This window comes from Aquabacter sp. DMC10 (assembly GCF_056314145.1).
Genome location: NZ_JBQUYX010000002.1, coordinates 427,141 through 444,102 on the forward strand (window position 1 = coordinate 427,141; position 16,962 = coordinate 444,102).

17 protein-coding genes are annotated in these 16,962 nt (G+C 67.4%); 12 read left to right on the plus strand and 5 right to left on the minus strand.

The genetic code is table 11. From position 1 onward, the window contains the following. Nucleotides 1-14: 14 nt before the first annotated feature. Together paaX and ACT54L_RS06690 are read right to left on the minus strand one after the other, a co-directional pair. Entirely contained in the window at nucleotides 15-902 is an 888-nt protein-coding gene (gene paaX, locus ACT54L_RS06685; protein WP_476084764.1) for a phenylacetic acid degradation operon negative regulatory protein PaaX, read from the minus strand. 70 nt (nucleotides 903-972) lie between these two features. After that, entirely contained in the window at nucleotides 973-1,737 is a 765-nt protein-coding gene (locus ACT54L_RS06690) for a TetR/AcrR family transcriptional regulator (RefSeq protein WP_476084765.1), read from the minus strand. 315 nt (nucleotides 1,738-2,052) lie between these two features. On the opposite strand from ACT54L_RS06690, the gene ACT54L_RS06695 reads away from it, so the two are divergent. The 8 genes from ACT54L_RS06695 to ACT54L_RS06730 all read left to right on the plus strand — a co-directional run bounded on the left by ACT54L_RS06695 (nucleotide 2,053) and on the right by ACT54L_RS06730 (nucleotide 9,804). Further along, the gene (locus ACT54L_RS06695; RefSeq protein WP_476084766.1) at nucleotides 2,053-3,210 is read left to right on the plus strand and encodes an ABC transporter substrate-binding protein; all 1,158 of its coding nucleotides are present in this window, start codon (nucleotides 2,053-2,055) and stop codon (nucleotides 3,208-3,210) included. Nucleotides 3,211-3,512: 302 nt separating this feature from the next. Further along, nucleotides 3,513-4,385 (plus strand): branched-chain amino acid ABC transporter permease, encoded by an 873-nt coding sequence (locus ACT54L_RS06700; protein WP_476084767.1) that lies wholly within the window; start codon nucleotides 3,513-3,515, stop codon nucleotides 4,383-4,385. After that, nucleotides 4,385-5,332, plus strand: coding sequence for a branched-chain amino acid ABC transporter permease (locus tag ACT54L_RS06705; protein WP_476084768.1), 948 nt, complete (start codon nucleotides 4,385-4,387; stop codon nucleotides 5,330-5,332). Before ACT54L_RS06700 ends, ACT54L_RS06705 begins: the two co-directional genes overlap by 1 nt. Next, nucleotides 5,329-6,117: an ABC transporter ATP-binding protein gene (locus ACT54L_RS06710; RefSeq protein ID WP_476084769.1), complete on the plus strand. Its 789-nt coding sequence runs from the start codon at nucleotides 5,329-5,331 to the stop codon at nucleotides 6,115-6,117. Before ACT54L_RS06705 ends, ACT54L_RS06710 begins: the two co-directional genes overlap by 4 nt. Further along, entirely contained in the window at nucleotides 6,104-6,802 is a 699-nt protein-coding gene (locus tag ACT54L_RS06715; RefSeq protein ID WP_476084770.1) for an ABC transporter ATP-binding protein, read from the plus strand. The genes ACT54L_RS06710 and ACT54L_RS06715 overlap by 14 nt, the downstream gene beginning before the upstream one ends. A 194-nt stretch (nucleotides 6,803-6,996) precedes the next feature. After that, complete coding sequence (locus ACT54L_RS06720; protein ID WP_476084771.1) at nucleotides 6,997-8,010, plus strand: ABC transporter substrate-binding protein; 1,014 nt, start codon at nucleotides 6,997-6,999, stop codon at nucleotides 8,008-8,010. 247 nt (nucleotides 8,011-8,257) lie between these two features. After that, nucleotides 8,258-9,037, plus strand: coding sequence for an ABC transporter ATP-binding protein (locus tag ACT54L_RS06725; protein ID WP_476084772.1), 780 nt, complete (start codon nucleotides 8,258-8,260; stop codon nucleotides 9,035-9,037). Next, nucleotides 9,034-9,804, plus strand: coding sequence for an ABC transporter permease (locus ACT54L_RS06730; RefSeq protein ID WP_476084773.1), 771 nt, complete (start codon nucleotides 9,034-9,036; stop codon nucleotides 9,802-9,804). The genes ACT54L_RS06725 and ACT54L_RS06730 overlap by 4 nt, the downstream gene beginning before the upstream one ends. A 108-nt stretch (nucleotides 9,805-9,912) precedes the next feature. On the opposite strand, the gene ggt is transcribed toward ACT54L_RS06730, so the two are convergent. Both ggt and ACT54L_RS06740 read right to left on the minus strand, forming a co-directional pair. Next, on the minus strand, nucleotides 9,913-11,448 hold the full coding sequence (gene ggt / locus ACT54L_RS06735; protein ID WP_476084774.1) for a gamma-glutamyltransferase: 1,536 nt from the start codon (nucleotides 11,446-11,448) through the stop codon (nucleotides 9,913-9,915). A gap of 106 nt (nucleotides 11,449-11,554) precedes the next feature. Further along, nucleotides 11,555-12,130, minus strand: coding sequence for a MarR family winged helix-turn-helix transcriptional regulator (locus ACT54L_RS06740; RefSeq protein ID WP_476084775.1), 576 nt, complete (start codon nucleotides 12,128-12,130; stop codon nucleotides 11,555-11,557). A 122-nt stretch (nucleotides 12,131-12,252) separates the two neighbouring features. On the opposite strand from ACT54L_RS06740, the gene ACT54L_RS06745 reads away from it, so the two are divergent. From ACT54L_RS06745 to ACT54L_RS06760, 4 genes are read left to right on the plus strand one after another with little or no spacing between them, the layout of a single operon-like run. Then, the gene (locus tag ACT54L_RS06745; protein WP_476084776.1) at nucleotides 12,253-12,810 is read left to right on the plus strand and encodes a flavin reductase family protein; all 558 of its coding nucleotides are present in this window, start codon (nucleotides 12,253-12,255) and stop codon (nucleotides 12,808-12,810) included. Between the two features lie 34 nt (nucleotides 12,811-12,844). Continuing rightward, nucleotides 12,845-14,329: a 4-hydroxyphenylacetate 3-hydroxylase family protein gene (locus ACT54L_RS06750; protein WP_476084777.1), complete on the plus strand. Its 1,485-nt coding sequence runs from the start codon at nucleotides 12,845-12,847 to the stop codon at nucleotides 14,327-14,329. A 35-nt stretch (nucleotides 14,330-14,364) separates the two neighbouring features. Next, nucleotides 14,365-14,745, plus strand: a complete 381-nt coding sequence (locus tag ACT54L_RS06755; RefSeq protein WP_476084778.1) for a cupin domain-containing protein — start codon at nucleotides 14,365-14,367, stop codon at nucleotides 14,743-14,745. 53 nt (nucleotides 14,746-14,798) lie between these two features. Beyond that, nucleotides 14,799-16,157, plus strand: coding sequence for an amidase (locus tag ACT54L_RS06760; protein ID WP_476084779.1), 1,359 nt, complete (start codon nucleotides 14,799-14,801; stop codon nucleotides 16,155-16,157). 32 nt (nucleotides 16,158-16,189) lie between these two features. Here ACT54L_RS06760 and ACT54L_RS06765 read toward each other — a convergent pair whose 3' ends face one another. Next, nucleotides 16,190-16,867, minus strand: coding sequence for a GntR family transcriptional regulator (locus tag ACT54L_RS06765; RefSeq protein WP_476084780.1), 678 nt, complete (start codon nucleotides 16,865-16,867; stop codon nucleotides 16,190-16,192). Nucleotides 16,868-16,962 lie beyond the last annotated feature (95 nt).

A 16,962-nucleotide genomic window follows, 5' to 3' on the forward strand; every position in this document is an offset into this window, starting at 1 on the left:
GGAAACAGGACGTCCTACGCCCTGAAGCGCTGCCTCAGGTCCCCCTGCGGCGCCGGCAGGGCGCCGTGCTCGTTCACCCCATGGGCATCGAGCCAGCGCTCCGATCCCTCCACCAGCGCGCCATAAATATCCGCGCACAAGGCCCGCGCCGCCGCGCCCGGCCAGTCCGCCGGCAGGATTTCGGCCGGAAGGAGCGGATCGCGCAGCACAATGCGCCGGTATTCGTGGATGAGCAGCACCCGCGCCACCAGCCGGTCGAGGTCGCTCATACCACCCCCATCCGCCAGCGCGGCGCCCAGCGGACCGAAGACGGCAAGGAAGCGCCCATAGGCTTCGCCCGTCTGGCCCAGGGGCCAGGCGCGGGCGGCGAGCGCGCGGGCCTCGTCCGACCCGCCCCGCGCTTCCACATGCAGGCTGTCGGCGGCTTCAAGTGGCACCGATGCGCCCCCCGGGGCGATCCAGACGCCGGACGCCGGCGAGCCGAAGCCGGCATCGGAGAGCGCCTCGCGCAGGCCCTCTCGCGTGGAGATGCCATCCAGGAACAGCATCTCGAAATGCCCGCGCCAGTCCGGCGGACGCTGGGCATAGATGTGCGCGCTCGCCCGCCGGAAGGTCTCGCGGCCCTTGTCCGCCAGCCGGTAGAAGGAGTTGCGGCCGATGCGCGTGCGCTCCAGCCAGCCATCGGAGGCAAGGCGCGAGACGGCCGTGCGCACCACCCCGTCGGCGATCCCCATGGCATTGAAGAAGGCCAAGAGTGTGCCCAGCCACACGCTGCCGCCACGCGGCACGATGGCATCGCCATAGATGGTGATAATGATGGACCATGTGCGAGAGGGTTCGGCCCGCACATGGTCAAGGATCTGGTTCAGCGCCGCTTGGGTGGGCGAGGAGGCGTCCGGCATGGATGCTCCATAGCGCTGGAAGGGCCGAACCGGAACCCTTCACGGGCCGTGGCGCCAATGACGGCCCGGCTCAGTCCCCCGAGGCCGCCGAGCGCGGCCGCGCCGCGGCGCGCTTGCGGGGCTTGGCGGAGGACGGCGCGGGAGCGGGCACCACAGCCGCCCTTTCGGCCGTTGTCCCGGTCTCAGCCTCCGCCACCACCGTCTTGCCTGCGCGCTCCGCCGGCACGGGCGTGCCGACCGCCGCCACCGCCTCCAGCGCGCCCGCCTGGAGCAAGGTGGTCACGAGCCGGGCATATTCGGCGCGCGACAGGCCTTTGCCGTCCCGGAACCAGAGATAATGCCAGTTGAGCATGCCGAAGAGCGACATGGTCAGGGGCTTCAGCATCGGCCCCCGCCCCACCTGCGGCACCGCCTCGGCCAGCGCATCGGAGAAGATGCGCACCAGCACGCGCTCCAATTCGCGCAGCACGTCCTGCTTTTCCTGCGGCAGGAGCTTCAAGTTCGCGATCTGGATCTGGTGCTGCGAATCGGCGTCCCGATAGGCTTCCAGCAGACCGGCGGAAATGGCGAACAGGCGCTCCTGCGGATCGCGCGCGCCGGAGGCCGCCTCCTCCACCACCTGGATGAGGGCGTCCAGATGGTCAGAGATGATGTCGAAGAGCAGCGCTTCCTTGTCGGGATAATAGTGATAGAGCAAGGCCTTGGACACGCCGCAGGCGTCCGCGATCATGGTGATCGAGGTACCGGAATAGCCGAACTGCGCGAACAGCTCGGCCGATTTGTGCAGGATCGCCAGCCGCTTGGTGTCGTAATCCTGGGCGCGTGTGCGGGCCATCCGTTTCCCAATCCCAACCTTCAAGGCGCACGCCAGCCGCGAAGGGAGAGCCGCTCACAACGGCCGGCGCGGCGCGCGCTGAAATCCCGCATATCAAAGATTGTCCGGTTGGTCGATCAATTGCGTTGCGCGGCGTTTTTGACCTCGATCAAATCCGCACGGATATGATTGACCAATCGGTCGGTTAATCTTACAGTACAGATGTCGCTCCTCCCCAAAGGTCAGGCCGCAAGGCCCCTGGGGTGGGCGGACGCTTGGAGGCGGGCCAACCCGCCCTTGCGACGGTCAGGTCTGGACCTTTTGGAGGAACGCCACATGGGTATGTCCGTCTTCGGACGGTGGACGCTGCGCGCTGCCGCCTTCGCTGCCGCGCTTTCCACTTCCGCCTTCGCCGCCGAGCCCGTGAAGATCGGCTCCGTCGTGTCGGCCACCGGCCCCGCCGCCTTCCTTGGCGACCCGGAAGCCAAGACGCTCAAGCTCTATGTGGAAGAGCTGAACAAGAAAGGCGGCCTGCTCGGGCGCCCGGTGGAACTGGTGCTCTATGACGATGGCGGCGATGCCAACAAGGCGCGTACCTTCGCCACCCGCCTCGTGGAAGACGACAAGGTGATCGCCATGGTGGGCGGCACCACCACCGGCACCACCATGGCCATGATCCCCGTCTTCGAGGACGCGAAGATCCCCTTCATCTCGCTGGCCGGCGCCATCGAGATCGTCGAGCCCGTGCGCGCCTTCGTCTTCAAGACCCCGCACACCGACAAGACCGCGTGCCAGAAGATCTTCGAGGACATGAAGGCCAAGGGCATCACCAAGATCGGCATGATCTCGGGCACGGACGGCTTCGGCAAGTCCATGCGCGCCCAGTGCCTGAAGGTGATCGGCGACTACGGCATCACCGTGCTGGTGGACGAGAATTACGGCGCCACCGATTCCGACATGACGCCCCAGCTCAACAAGATCAAGAACACCGCCGGCATCCAGGCGGTGCTCAATCCCGGCTTTGGCCAGGGCCCGGCCATCGTGACGCGCAACTATGCCCAGCTCGGCATCGCGCTGCCGCTCTATCAGAGCCACGGCGTCGCCTCCAAGAGCTTCATCGACCTGGCCGGCCCCGCCGCCGAGGGCGTCCGCCTGCCCGCCCCCGCTCTGCTGGTGGTGGACAAGCTGCCCGACAGCGACCGCCAGAAGGCCATCGGCGCGGCCTACAAGGCGTCTTACGAAAAGGCCACCGGCCAGCCCGTCTCCACCTTTGGCGGCTATGGCTTCGACGGCATCCAGCTTCTGGTGAACGCCATCGAGAAGTCCAAGTCCACTGACCCGCAGAAGATCCGCGACGCCATCGAAGGCACCAAGGACTATGTGGGCGTGACCGGCATCTACACCATGTCCGCCACCGACCATCTGGGCCTCGGCACCGACAGCTTCCGCATGCTGGTCATCAAGGGCGGCGACTGGGTGATGGAAGCCAAGTAGGCTTTTGGGGGCCTGTTCCCGGCCCTCCCCCTCCCTGGCCCTCCCCCGCGAGCGGGAGAGGGAAATCCGCCGGGATTGAACACGTTCGGCCCAGCCTTGCCCGCTGAGCTCCTCTTGCGCGCAAGCTCCCTCTCCCGCGAGAGCGGGGGAGGGTTGGGGAGGGGGCGCCGGGCGGAGGAGGCGCTGGGCGGAGCCTTGGAGGGTCAGCCCGCCACGATCGCGCCCGCGTCCGAAGGGCGGCGATGCCCCGACCCGCCCCACCAAACATCCACCATCCGCTTCCAACAGGACCCGACACCCCTATGGCCGAGTTCCTGCAACTGGTGTTTTCCGGGCTGACGGTGGGCGCGGTCTATGCGCTCGTCGCCCTCGGCTTCACCCTCATCTACAACGCCTCGGACGTCATCAATTTCGCCCAGGGCGACTTCGTGATGATCGGCGGCATGGGCACCGTCTTCCTGGCGGCGACCGGCATCGCGCTGCCGCTGGCGGCCTTCATCGCCATTCTGGGCGCCGTGATCGTGGGGCTGCTGCTGCATCGCCTAGCCATCGAGCCGGCGCGCGGCGCCTCACCCGTCGCCCTCATCATGATCACCATCGGCGCGTCCATCTTCATCAAGGGCGTGGCGCAGGTGGTGTTCGACAAGCAGTTCCATTCCCTCCCCGCCTTTTCCGGCGATGCGCCCATCGCGGTGGGCGGCGCCACCATCCTGCCCCAGAGCCTGTGGGTGGTGGGCACCGCGCTGGTGCTGTTCGTGGGGCTCTATCTGTTCCTGGAAAAGACCTTGATCGGCAAGGCGTTGCTCGCCACCGCCGCCAATCGGCTGGCCGCGCGGCTCGTGGGCATCAATGTCACCATCATCCTGGCGCTGGCCTTCGGTGTGTCGGCCGCCATCGGCGCCATTGCCGGCGTGGTGGTGACGCCCATCACGCTCACCCGCTACGACGTGGGCACCCTCTTTGCCCTCAAGGGCTTTGCCGCCGCCATGGTGGGCGGCATGGGCCATCCCTTGGGCGCGGTGGTGGGCGGCTTGCTCATCGGCCTCCTGGAGGCGTTCGGCGCCGGCTACATCTCCTCCACCTACAAGGATGCGGTGGCCTTCCTGGTCATCCTGCTGGTGCTCTTCTTCATGCCGCGCGGCTTGTTCGGCGGCCGCAGCGTGGAGCGCGTGTGATGCTGGCCGCCGCGCTCAAAGCCCGTTTCTCGCCCCTCCTGGTGCTGGCCCTCATCATGGTGCTGGTGCCCCTCATCGCCCCCTCCTCCTTCTATCTGCGGGTGGCGGCCCTGGTGTGGATCTTCGCCCTCGCCGCCCTGGGCCTCACCATCCTCATGGGCTATGCCGGCCAGGTGAGCCTGGGCCATGCCGGCTTCCTCGGGATCGGCGCCTATGCGGTGGCCATCGGCCCGGCGCATCTGGGGCTCCATCCGCTCCTCTCCCTGGTGCTGGGGGCAGCGCTGTCCGGCCTCATCGCCTTCCTGGTGGGCCGGCCCATCCTGCGGCTGAAGGGCTATTATCTGGCCATCGCCACGCTCGGCTTCGGCGTCATCATCGCCCTCGTGCTCCACAGCGAGAGCGCGGTCACCGGTGGCCCGGACGGCATGTCGGTGGCACGCCTCACCTTGTTCGGCTGGCGCGTCTCCGGGGCACAGAACTGGTACTGGATTTCCGCCGGTGCGCTTCTCATCGGCGCCTTCCTCGCCCTCAACATCGCCGCGAGCCCCACCGGGCGGGCGCTGAAGGCGCTGCATGACAGCGAGGTGGCGGCGGCCGGCACGGGCGTGGACGTGGGCGCCAAGAAGCTCGTCGCCTTCGTCATCGGCGCCGTCTATGCGGCCTTTGCCGGCGGGCTGCTGGCGATGATGAATGGCCTCATCACCCCCGACGCCGCCTCCTTCATGCATTCCATCGAGCTGGTGGCCATGGTCATCATCGGCGGCCTCGGCTCGGTGCTGGGCGCGGTGGTGGGCGCCGCCTTCCTGGTGGTGCTGCCACAGGCCCTGACCGGCCTCCAGGAATATGAGCAGGCGGTGCTGGGCCTGCTCATCATGGTGTTCATGATCTTCCTGCCCGCGGGCATCGTGCCCACCATCCGCAACTGGCTGCTGGAGCGCGTGTCATGAGCCTGCTGGCGGTGGAGGACATCGGCATTTCCTTCGGCGGCCTGGTGGCGGTCGACAAGGTGGGCTTTCAGGTGGAGGCGGGCCAGGTCTTCTCCATCATCGGCCCCAACGGCGCCGGCAAGACCACGCTCTTCAACCTCGTCACCGGCATCTACAAGCCAAGCCGGGGCGAGGTGCGGCTCGGCGGCGAACGTGTCACTGGCCTCGCCCCCCACCTGCTGACGCGCCGGGGCATGTCGCGCACCTTCCAGAACCTCCAGGTCTTCTTCCGCATGAGCGCGGTGGAGAATGTGATGGTCGGCTGCCACCTATCCGAGAAGACCGGCTTCCTGGCGGACCTGCTCGGCCTGCCCAGCGTTACCCGGCAGAACCGGGACACCCGCGCCACGGCCGTCGCCCTCTTGGAGCGCGTGGGCCTGAGGGAGGTGGCGGATGTTTCCGCCGGCTCCCTGCCCTATGGCGCCCTGAAGCGCCTGGAGATCGCCCGGGCGCTCGCCGCCAATCCCAAGGTGCTGCTGCTCGACGAGCCCGCCGCCGGCTGCAATGCGGTGGAGACGGAAGCCATCGACGAACTCATCGGCGAGATCGCCAAGAGCGGCATCGGCGTGGTGCTCATCGAGCATGACATGAAGCTGGTGATGAAGATTTCCGACCGCGTGCTGGTGCTCGCCCAGGGCAAGCGCCTGGCGGAAGGGCCGCCGCGCGAGGTGCGCAACGACCCGGCGGTGATCGCCGCCTATCTCGGGGACCATGGATCGCGGGAGGCGGATCGTGCTCACGGTTGAAGGCCTGACCTCCGCCTATAGCCGCATCAAGGTGCTGCACGACATCTGCCTGACGGTGAAGGCCGGGGAGATCGTGGCGCTGGTGGGCTCCAACGGGGCCGGCAAGACCACGCTCCTGCGCACCCTCTCCGGTGTTCAGCCGGCGAGCGGCGGACGCATCCTGTTCGAGGGCAAGCCCATCGAGCGGCTGGAGCCCCACGCCCGTGTGGCGCTGGGCATTTCCCAGTCGCCGGAGGGCCGGCAAGTGTTCGGCCCCTTGTCCGTGGAAGACAATCTGCGCCTCGGCGCCTTCCGCCGCCGCGCGCCCGACAAGGACACGCTGGCCCAGGTCTATGAGATGTTCCCCATTCTCCACGAGAAGCGGCACATCCCGGCCATGAGCCTGTCGGGCGGGCAGCAGCAGATGCTGGCCATCGGCCGCGCCCTCATGGCGGCCCCCAAGCTGCTATTGCTGGACGAGCCTTCGCTCGGCCTCGCGCCGCTGCTGATCGACCAGATCCTGGCGGCGGTGGTGGCCTTGAAGGCGCAGGGCATCACCGTGCTGCTGGTGGAGCAGAACGCTTCCGCCGCGCTGGCCATCGCCGATCGCGGCTATGTGCTGGAAACCGGCCATGTGGTGCTGGAAGGCAAGGGCGCGGCCCTGCTGGATGATCCCAAGGTGCGCGCCGCCTATCTGGGGCTCTGAGCCCCCTGCCCTTCCCACCCCGGCCGGCGGGGCGGGCATAGCTGAAGGTCTCTCTCCCCGAGGTTGCGAAACAGGCGCAATATTCGCGCATCCGCCTATTGCTTAGGCACAGTGGCGGCGCAGAACGACGTCAGGACTGCCCGCATTCTTGGCATGTGGGTTGCTTCTCCTGGGGTCATCCAAGGGAGAGCACCATGAGGCGCTTCGTTAAGGGTGTCGTTTGCGCAATCGGCCTGACGCTGTCCGCGCCGGCCTTTGCCGACACCGACATCAAGTTCGCGTTGGACTGGAAGTTCGAGGGGCCGTCCGCCCCCTATTTCGTCGCCATCGACAAGGGGTTCTACAAGGCCGAGGGCCTGAACGTCACCATCGACAGCGGCCCCGGCTCGGTGGCCGGCATCGCCCGCGTGGCGGCGGGCACCTATCCGCTCGGCTTCTTCGACATCAACTCACTGGTGAAGTTCCACGACCAAAACCCGGACAAGGGCGTCAAGGCCGTCATGATGGTCTATGACAAGCCGCCCTTCTCCATCGTGACGCTGGCCAAGACCGGCATCTCCCAGCCCAAGGACCTGGAAGGCAAGATCCTCGGCGCGCCCGCGCCCGACGGCGCCTATGCCCAGTGGAAGGCCTTCGTGAAGGAGAACGGCATCGACGCCAGCAAGGTGACGGTGGAGAATGTGGGCTTCCCCGTGCGCGAGCCCATGCTGGCCGACGGCAAGGTGGACGCCATCACCGGCTTCTCCTTCTCCTCCTATTTCAACCTGCTGCAAAAGGGCATCAAGCCCGAGGACGTGAAGGTCATGCTCATGGCCGATTACGGCCTCGTTCTCTACGGCAATGCGGTGATCGTCAACGAGGCCTTCGCCAAGGCCAATCCGGCCGCGGTGGCCGGCTTCGTCCGCGCCACCATCAAGGGCATCATCTACACCGTGGCCAATCCCGAGGATGCCATCAAGTCGGTGATGAAGCGCAATGAGACCGGCGACGAGAAGGTGGAGCTCGCCCGGCTCAAGATGGCCATCAAGGACAATATCGCCACCGAATGGGTGACGAAGAACGGCGTCGGCGGCATCGATCGGGACCGGATGAACAAGTCCATCGACCAGATCGCCGTCACCTATGACTTCAAGAACAAGCAGCCCGTGGCGGTGGACATCTTCACCGAGGAATTCCTGCCTCCGGCCGCCGAGCGCAAGCTGAAGTGACGGCGGCGGGCTGGCCAGGCCGGCCCCCTCCCTGGTCCTCCCCCTGGCCCTCCCCCGCAAGCGGGAGAGGGGAACCCCCGCGGTTTCCGGAGGGCGAGAAGATGTCTTGCACAGGAACATGACCTGCACACAAAACTCCCTCTCCCGCTTGCGGGGGAGGGCTGGGGAGGGGGAAGGCCGGGCGAGACCTCCCGAAAACTCCTCAAGCCGAGCCGCGACGAACCACTCTGCCTGAAAGGCTTGAGCCTTGATCCGCCTCCATGACGTAACCTTGTCCTATCGCGGCCGCACCGGCGATGTGACGGCGCTCTCCCACACCTCGCTGCATGTGAAGAAAGGCGAGTTCGCCGCCGTGGTCGGCCCTTCCGGCTGCGGCAAGTCCACGCTGATGAAGCTGGTGACCGGCCTCATCCGCCCCACCAAGGGCAAGGTGGAGGTGGAGGGCCACGAGGTGACGGGTCCCGTGAAGGTGGCCGGCATGGCCTTCCAGCACGCCAACATGCTGCCCTGGCGCACCGTGCTCGACAACGTGATGCTGCCGCTGGAAATCGTCGAGCCCCACCGCAGCGCCTATCGTCGCGACAAGGCTGCCTACAAGGCCCGCGCCCTCGATCTGCTCGGCGTGGTCGGCCTGCGCGAATTTGCTGATCGCTATCCCTGGGAAATGTCCGGCGGCATGCAGCAGCGCGCCTCGCTCTGCCGCTCCCTCATCCACGAGCCCGCGCTCCTGATGCTGGACGAGCCCTTCGCGGCCCTCGACGCCTTCACCCGCGAGGAATTGTGGTGCGTGCTGCGCGACCTCTGGCAGCGCCTCGGCTTCACCGTGATCCTGGTGACCCACGATCTGCGGGAAGCCGCCTTCCTGGCGGACACCATCCATGTGATGAGCGCCCGGCCCGGCCACATCGTTGAGACCCGCGCGGTGGATTTCCCCCGCCCCCGCGCGCTCGACATCTGCTACGGGACCGACTTCACCACTCTCGTCCATGACCTCCGCAACAAGATCGCCGAAGTGAGGCAGGCATGAAGATCACCAGCGAAGACCTCACGCCGGTCACCTTCACTGTCGCTTTGTTCGTGATCTGGGAGGCGGCCTGCTATCTGTTCAGGATCGACAGCTTCATCCTGCCGGCCCCCAGCGCCATTTTCGGCGCCATGGTGCAATATTGGTGGCCGCTGCTGAAGAACTCCTTCGTCACCTTGTGGACCACGGCCGCCGGCTTCCTCCTGGCGGTGGCCTTCGGCATCGCGCTGGGGCTGGTGGTGGGCTGGTCGCGGGCGATCTATCGCGGGCTCTATCCGGTGATGATCGGCTTCAACTCCATCCCCAAGGTGGCGGTTGTGCCCATTCTCATCATGTGGTTCGGCATCGGCGAGATTCCCGCCATCCTCACCGCCTTCCTGATCTCCTTCTTCCCCATCGTGGTGAACGTGGCCACCGGCCTTGCCACCACCGAGCCGGAGCTGGAGGACGTGCTCCGCGCGCTGGGCGCCAGCAAGCTGGACATCATGCGCAAGGTGGGCATCCCCCGCACCGGGCCCTATCTCTTCGGCGCGCTGAAGGTGGCCATCACCTTGGCCTTCGTGGGCGCTGTGGTGTCGGAGACCATCGGCGCCAATGCGGGGCTCGGCCACCTGATGGTTCAGGCCGGTTCCAACTTCCAGATGCCGCTGGTGTTTGCCGGCCTGATGATGCTGGCGATTGAGGGCATCCTCATGTACGCCGTCTTCGCGGCCCTTGAAAAGCGCATGGTGTCCTGGGCCTTCCGCTCCTCCATGAGCGCGGCGGCTTAGCTTTTTCCAGGCGTGCGGACGCCCGGTGCCATCACGATTTGATCCGGGCGCGCCTCACCTGCGCGCCCGGCGCCCTTATGGCGGAAAAGACGGGAACGACCGCTCCGGCTAAAAGCCGAGCGCCATCCCATCCTTGCGCGGATCGGACCCGCCGATCAGCACGCCCCGCGCGCGGTCGATCCGGATCGCCTGGGCCCCGCCAATGGCTTCATCGGCCAGGATGATCTCGTGCCCGCGCGCGGCGAGCCCGGCGCGCAGGTCGGCGCCGAACGTGGTCTCCACCTGGAGCACGCCGTCATGGGCAAAGCTGCGGGGCGCCTCGGCGGCCGCCTGGGGATCGCGTCCGAGATCCAGCACTTGCATCAGAAGATGAGCGTGCCCGGCCGCCTGGTAATGCCCGCCCATGACGCCGAACGGCATGAAGGGATGGCCGTCCCCATCCAGCGCCATGCCGGGAATGATGGTGTGCAGCGGCCGTTTGCCCCCGTCCATGCGATTGGGATGTCCCTCGGCGAAGGTAAATCCGAGCCCCCGGTTGTTCAGCATCACCCCCGTCGCCGGATCGAAGATGCCGGAGCCGAAGGCGTTGAACAGGGAATTGATGAAGGACACGCAGTTCAGGTCCCGGTCCACCACGCACAGATAGATGGTGTCGGTGTGCGCCGTGCGGTCATGCGGCGGCGCGGTGCGGGCGGTGTCCATGGAAATGGCATCCGCCAGAGCCCGCGCATGGGCGGCCGAGAGCAGGCGCTCCACGGGCGCCGCCGCGAAGGCCGGGTCCGCGCACCAGGTGTTGCGCTCCCAATAGGCAAGCTTGGTCGCCTCAGAGAAGAGGTGGATGCGATCCAGCTCCGAAAGTCCCGCCAGATCCTGGCCGCTGGCGGTGAGAATGTTCAGCAGCATCAAGGCGGTGATGCCCTGCCCGTTGGGCGGGCATTCCAGCACGTCGATGCCGCGATAGCGGGTGCGGATGGGCGTGACCGCCTCGCCGCGATGGGCGGCGAAATCCTCCGCCGTATGGAGCCCGCCGGCCGCGCGCAGGGTGGCGGCAAGGCTCTCCGCGACCGCGCCCTCATAGAAGGCCGCGCGCCCCTCGCGGGCGATGGCGGCGAGCGTCCCGGCCAAAGCGGGATTGGCGAAGCGCTCGCCTGCCCGCAGCGCCCGGCCCTCTTGCAGGAAGAGGGCTGCCGCCTCGGGCCGGGCCTTGGCGCGGGCCTCGAAATGGGCCCAGTCCCAGGCAACGCGGGGATGCACGATGCAGCCCTCGCGGGCGAGCGCGATGGCCGGGCCGAGCAGCCGGTCCAGCGGCAGGCGGCCATGGCCTTGATGGAGCGCCATCCAGGCATCCACCGCCCCGGGGATGGTCACCGCATGGGCGTCGGTGGGCGCGAGCGCGGTGATGCCGCGCTCGGCGAAATGGCCCGCCGTGGCGGCGGCCGGGGCGCGGCCCGAGCCGTTATAGGCGTTCACCGCGCCCGCCGCGTCCGCATGGATGAAGAAGGCATCGCCGCCAATGCCGGTCATCTGCGGCTCGGCGATGCACAGCACGGCGGCGGCGGCCAGCGCCGCATCGGCGGCACTTCCGCCCTCGCGGAGCACCTCGATCGCGGCAAGGGTCGCAAGGGGATGGGAGGTGGCGACCATCGCCCTCTCCCCATAGGCCGCAGAACGGCCGGGCTGCTGGAAATCTCGCACCGTTTCTCTCCCTATGGGTCGCATCTTGCGCGCGCGACCGTTTCGTTTGTGGGTCTCAGTCTCCCGCGCCGGCAGCCTTGCGCCGACGCTTGGGGGAATCCGCCAGGGCATCAATGACCGCGAGCGTCCGTGGGCCGGTGCCGGCAAGGCGCCTCATGACCTCGCGCAAGACGCGAAAATCCTGAGCTTCCAATGGCTCGAAGAGAGCATCATTGGCGGGGCACTGGATGTGGTTCAGGTCCCGCAGCCTGTGCCGCGCCTCCTCGGTGATGGCCAGCACCACGCGGCGGCGATCATCGGGATTGACGGTCTTGGTGACCAGCCCCGCCGCCACCAGCTTGTTCACCTCGATGGTGACGAAGGCACCGGACAGATGAAGATGCTCGGCCAGTTGGTTGACGCCGAGATCCGCATTGCTTTCGCTGAGGCGGGCGATGGAAATGAGTAGGGTATATTGCGTACCGGATAGGCCGATCTGCTGCCCGAGACGGTTGCGCACCTCCTGGATGGCCGAGGAAAAGGCCAGCATGTCGTGCACGAGCTCGCGGAACTCGCGATCCGATCCGCCCACCAGCAGCGCCGGGCGGGACGCCGTGGGCGGAAGGGAGGTGCGGGCATCTGCCTCCGGCATGGGCGGCTCCATTCAAACGCGCGTTTCCTCCCCTCTTAAGAGGTGTCGGCGCTTGACGTCCATCCCTTTCGCAATTAGCTTTGTATCAAAGCTATTATAACCCTTCCGTGGAATCAGGCATCATGTCGCACGCCTCTTCGCACGCACGCGCCGCCGCAGGCGCGCCCCCGCCCGCCCCCACCGACACGTTCGACCCGCGCGCCTTTCGCCAGGCGCTGGGTCACTTCGCCACCGGTGTGGCCATCGTCACCGCCCGCACCGCGCAAGAGGAGAGCGTGGGCATGACCATGAGCTCCTTCAACTCGGTCTCGCTCGACCCGCCGCTGGTCCTCTTTTCCGTCGCCAAGAGCGCCTATTCGCTCCCCGCCATGCAGCAGGCCCGCGGCTTCGGCATCAACATTCTCGGCCAGGACCAGCAGCATCTGTCCAACCGCTTCGCCCGCGCGCTGGACGACAAGTGGCAGGACGTGGACCACACGCCCGGCGCCCATGACGCGCCCCTCATCTCCGGCGCCATCGCCCATTTCGAGTGCGAGCCCTTCGCCCGGCACGATGGCGGCGACCACGAAATCTTCCTGGCCCGCGTGCTGCGCTTTTCCGCGCCGGGCCTTGGCGATCCGCTGATCTTCTTCCGCGGCCGCTATCACGCCCTCGCCTCCGGCCAGACGCCGGACTGCTGACCTTTCAACGACATCGCCTCCAGAGGTCCCCGCCATGATTAAGACCGGCGCCCAGCACATCGCCTCCCTGAATGACGGACGCGAGATCTTCCTCGACGGCCGCCTGGTGGAAGATTCCACCACCCATCCCGCCTTTGCCGGGGCCATCGCCTCCGTTGGCAAGATGTTCGATTTCCACAGCGCGCCGGAAAACCGCGAGCTGATGACGTTCGAGACCGACACCGGCACCCGCGCCAACCGCATCTGGCAGTTGCCCACCTCCTATGAGGAGATGAAGACCCGCCGCATGGCGCTGGAAGCCTGGACGGAGCTGCATGCCGGCTTCCTCGGCCGCGCGCCGGACCATGTGGCCTCCTGCATTTCCGGCATGTTCATGGGGCTCGACAAGTTCGAGGCCTATGACCCGGCCCGCGCCAAGGCGCTGGCGGATTATTACCGCTACGCCCGCGACAACGACCTCTATCTCACCTATGTCATCATCAATCCGCAGGCGGACCGGTCCAAAAGCGCGGCCGAGCAGCAGGATCCCTATCTGTCCGCCGCCATCGTGGATCGCGACGCGGAAGGCATCACGGTGCGCGGGGCCAAGATGCTGGCCACCGGCGGCATCATGGCCAATGAGGTGTTCGTCACCTGCATCCAGCCGCTGCCGCCCGGCGACGAAAAGTATGCCTTGTCCTTCGCCATTCCCATGAATGCCAAGGGCCTGAAGATCCTGTCCCGCAAGTCGTATGAGGCCGGCGCGCCGTCCGTGTTCGACAATCCGCTGTCCTCGCGCTTCGACGAGAATGACGCGGTGCTCTATTTCGACGACGTGAAGGTGCCGTGGGACCGCATCTTCATCGTGGACAGCCGCGAGATGACCGGCGCCCAGTTCCACGCGACGCCCGCCCATGTCTACCAGAACTATCAGGCTCAGATCCGCCTCTCGGTGAAGATGCGCTTCCTGCTGGGCCTTGCCCGCCGCATCACGGAAGTGAACGGCACCACCAATTTCCCGCAGGTGCGCGAGACGCTGGGGCAGCTGGCCGCCGAAGCCGGCATGGTGGACGCCTTCGTCGCCGCCATGGAGGCCAAGGGCACCTATTACGGCCCCTATTTCGTGCCCGATCGCCACACCCTCTATGCCGCCCAGACGCTGGCCCAGCAGGTCTATGGCAAGGTCATCACCACGCTCCGGGAGCTGGCCGGCGGCGGCATGATTATGCTGCCCTCCTCCGTGCACGACTTCGAGAATCCCGAACTGGCGCGCCTCATCGGCAAGACCCAGCAGTCGCCCGCCGCCTCGGCGGAAGAGAAGGTGAAGTTCTACAAGCTCGCCTGGGATGCGGTCGGCTCGGAATTCGCCTCCCGCCACACCCAGTATGAGATGTTCTATGCGGGCGCGAGCTTCGTGGTGAAGGGCCACTCCTTCCGCACCTACGACTGGGCCCGCGCCGATGGCCTGCTCAACCGCATGCTGTCGGGCTACGCGCTGTCCGACGAGGTCTCCACCCCGATCGCCCGCGCCGCCGAATAATCCCTCACCCCTTCCAGACGAGGAAAGACGCCGAAATGGCCATCAACAAGCTGCATGACGAGTTCTATACCCTCGACCTGACCACCGGATGGGAAGTGCCCCCCGGCTATCCGTCGGGCATTCAGCAGAAGATCCTGTCCGGCGCGCTGGACGAGAAAAACAAGAGCGGCTCGCGCACCCGCCTGCTGCGCTTCGATCCCGGCGTCTACACCACCAAGCCCTTCGTGCATGACTATTGGGAAGAGGTGTTCCTGGTCACCGGCGACTTGACGGTCGGCAATGACGACAAGGGCGAGGGCGGCGAGGCCTTCGCGCCCTTCACCTATGCGGTGCGCCCGCCGGGGGCCTTCCACGGCCCGTTCAAGTCCGATAAGGGCTGCATGCTGCTCGAGATTCACTATTTCGATCCGGCCTGAAGTCCCAACCTTGAACCCGCGCCCACCGGGCGCGGGGCCATGACGGCGGTCCCATGCCCACCTCTTCCCAGCCGACCCTCGCCTCCCTCGCCGAAGACCTCGCCTCCGGACGCACGCGCTCCGTGGACCTGGTCGAAGCCTGCCTCGCCCGCATCGATGACGCCGATGGCGAAGGTGCCCGCGCCTTCTCGCTGGTGGATCGCGCCGGCGCGCTGAAGGCGGCGGAGGGGTTCGACGCGCTGCGGGCGGCAGGGGCTGCGCCCTCTCCGTTCGCCGGCATTCCCATCGGCATCAAGGACCTGTTCGACGTGGCCGGCCAGGTCACCACCGCCGGCTCCAAGGTGCTGGCCGATGCCCCGCCCGCGCCGCGCGATGCCGCCTCCGTGGCGCGGCTGCGCAAGGCCGGTTTCGTGTTCATCGGCCGCAACACCATGACCGAGTTCGCCTATTCCGGGCTCGGCCTCAATCCGCATTATGGCTCCCCCCGCGCGCCCTATGACCGCGCGACCGGCCGCATTTCCGGCGGCTCCAGCTCGGGCGGCGCGGTGGCGGTGGCCGATGGCATGGCCCATGCGGCGCTCGGCACCGACACCGGCGGCTCGGCCCGCATCCCCGCCGCCTTCTGCGGCCTTGTGGGCTTCAAGCCCACGGCGCGCCGGGTGCCGCTGGATGGGGCGTTTCCCCTCTCCTCTTCGCTGGATTCCATCGGCCCCATGGCCCGCTCGGTGGCCTGCTGCGCCGCGCTCGATGCCATCCTGGCGGGCGAGGAACCGACGCTTCTCACCGCCCGGCCGCTCGCCGGCCTGCGGCTGCTGATCCCCGCCACGGTGGCGCTGGACGAACTGGACAGCACGGTGGCCTCCGCCTTCGAGGCGACCATCGCCCGCCTCTCGAAGGCGGGGGCCCGCGTCACCTCGGCGCCCTTCCCGGAATTTGGCGAGGTGGCCGGCATCAATGCCAAGGGCGGCTTCACGGCGGCGGAGAGCTATGCCGTCCACAGGAACCTGTTGGCGGAGAAGGCCGAGGGCTATGACCCGCGCGTGTCCGTGCGCATCAAGCGCGGCGCCGAGCAGTCGGCGGCGGATTATCTCGACATCCTCGCCGCCCGCCGCGCCCTCATCAAGCGCGCCACCGCGCGTCTTGCCCCCTATGACGCGCTGGTGCTGCCCACCACGCCGGTCATCCCGCCCCGCGTGGCGGACCTGGAGGGCGACGATGCGGCCTATGGCAAGGCGAACCTGCTGATCCTACGCAACCCGACCCTTATCAACATGATCGACGGCTGCGCCATCTCGCTCCCCGTGGCGGGCGAAGGGGGCGCGCCGACGGGGCTGATGCTGGCGGGACCGGCCGGCGCAGACGCTCGCATCTTCGCCATCGCGGCGGGGATCGAAGCGGCGCTGAAGGGCTGACGGCAAGGTCGCGCCTCAGGGCGCGGCGTTCCTCAAAGCTGGCGCTTGAGATTGTCGGCGAAGGATTGGATGTGGGCGCGCACGGCCTGCTCGGCCGCGTCCGCATCGCGCGAATGGAGGGCGGCGACGATGGCGCCGTGCTCATCCACCACGCGGCGGTGATGCTCCCGGTCGCGCAGCGAGACGAACCAGACCCGCTGCGCCCGCTCATGCAGATTGCGCAGGATCTCGCCCAGCACCGGATTGCCGGCGGCGGCTGAAATGGTGGCGTGAAACTCGCGATCCAGTGCCATCAAGGTGGGCACGTCGCGCTCCGCTGCCGCTTCGACACCGCGCGCCACATTGGCGGCGAGCGCCGCCAGCGTCTGCGGTTCGGCCCGTTCGGCGGCGAGGCGGGCGCAGAAGCCTTCATTGAGGAGGCGCACCTCCACCATGTCGCGCACCTCGTCCTGGGAGATGGGGCGCACGATAATGCCCTTGCGGGGCAGCACCTCCACGAGGCCGTCCCGCATCAGCCGGTCGAAAGCCTGGCGCACGGGCGTGCGCCCGAGCCCGAGGGCAGAGGACACCACCGCCTCGCTCAGGGCCTCGCCCGGCCGCCACGCGCACATGATGATGCGCTGCTTGATCAGCTCATAGGCCTCATCGCGCAGCGAACGGGGCGCGGCCGGTTCCGCGGGCAGTGTCAGCACATCCTGGTCCACCGGCATGCGCCCCTCACCCTCCAGAGCGTTTCGTCGCGATGTGAACACGGGCCGCGTGACGGACTCACGCCTAGCCAAAGACATAGAGCGTTTCAGATGCC

Coding starts and splice junctions, on each gene's coding strand:
- paaX (WP_476084764.1), bottom strand. CDS start 902: ATGCCGGACGCCTCCTCGCCCACCCAAGCGGCGCTGAACCAGATCCTT.
- ACT54L_RS06690 (WP_476084765.1), bottom strand. CDS start 1,737: ATGGCCCGCACACGCGCCCAGGATTACGACACCAAGCGGCTGGCGATC.
- ACT54L_RS06695 (WP_476084766.1), top strand. CDS start 2,053: ATGGGTATGTCCGTCTTCGGACGGTGGACGCTGCGCGCTGCCGCCTTC.
- ACT54L_RS06700 (WP_476084767.1), top strand. CDS start 3,513: ATGGCCGAGTTCCTGCAACTGGTGTTTTCCGGGCTGACGGTGGGCGCG.
- ACT54L_RS06705 (WP_476084768.1), top strand. CDS start 4,385: ATGCTGGCCGCCGCGCTCAAAGCCCGTTTCTCGCCCCTCCTGGTGCTG.
- ACT54L_RS06710 (WP_476084769.1), top strand. CDS start 5,329: ATGAGCCTGCTGGCGGTGGAGGACATCGGCATTTCCTTCGGCGGCCTG.
- ACT54L_RS06720 (WP_476084771.1), top strand. CDS start 6,997: ATGAGGCGCTTCGTTAAGGGTGTCGTTTGCGCAATCGGCCTGACGCTG.
- ACT54L_RS06730 (WP_476084773.1), top strand. CDS start 9,034: ATGAAGATCACCAGCGAAGACCTCACGCCGGTCACCTTCACTGTCGCT.
- ggt (WP_476084774.1), bottom strand. CDS start 11,448: ATGGTCGCCACCTCCCATCCCCTTGCGACCCTTGCCGCGATCGAGGTG.
- ACT54L_RS06740 (WP_476084775.1), bottom strand. CDS start 12,130: ATGCCGGAGGCAGATGCCCGCACCTCCCTTCCGCCCACGGCGTCCCGC.
- ACT54L_RS06745 (WP_476084776.1), top strand. CDS start 12,253: ATGTCGCACGCCTCTTCGCACGCACGCGCCGCCGCAGGCGCGCCCCCG.
- ACT54L_RS06750 (WP_476084777.1), top strand. CDS start 12,845: ATGATTAAGACCGGCGCCCAGCACATCGCCTCCCTGAATGACGGACGC.
- ACT54L_RS06755 (WP_476084778.1), top strand. CDS start 14,365: ATGGCCATCAACAAGCTGCATGACGAGTTCTATACCCTCGACCTGACC.
- ACT54L_RS06760 (WP_476084779.1), top strand. CDS start 14,799: ATGCCCACCTCTTCCCAGCCGACCCTCGCCTCCCTCGCCGAAGACCTC.
- ACT54L_RS06765 (WP_476084780.1), bottom strand. CDS start 16,867: ATGCCGGTGGACCAGGATGTGCTGACACTGCCCGCGGAACCGGCCGCG.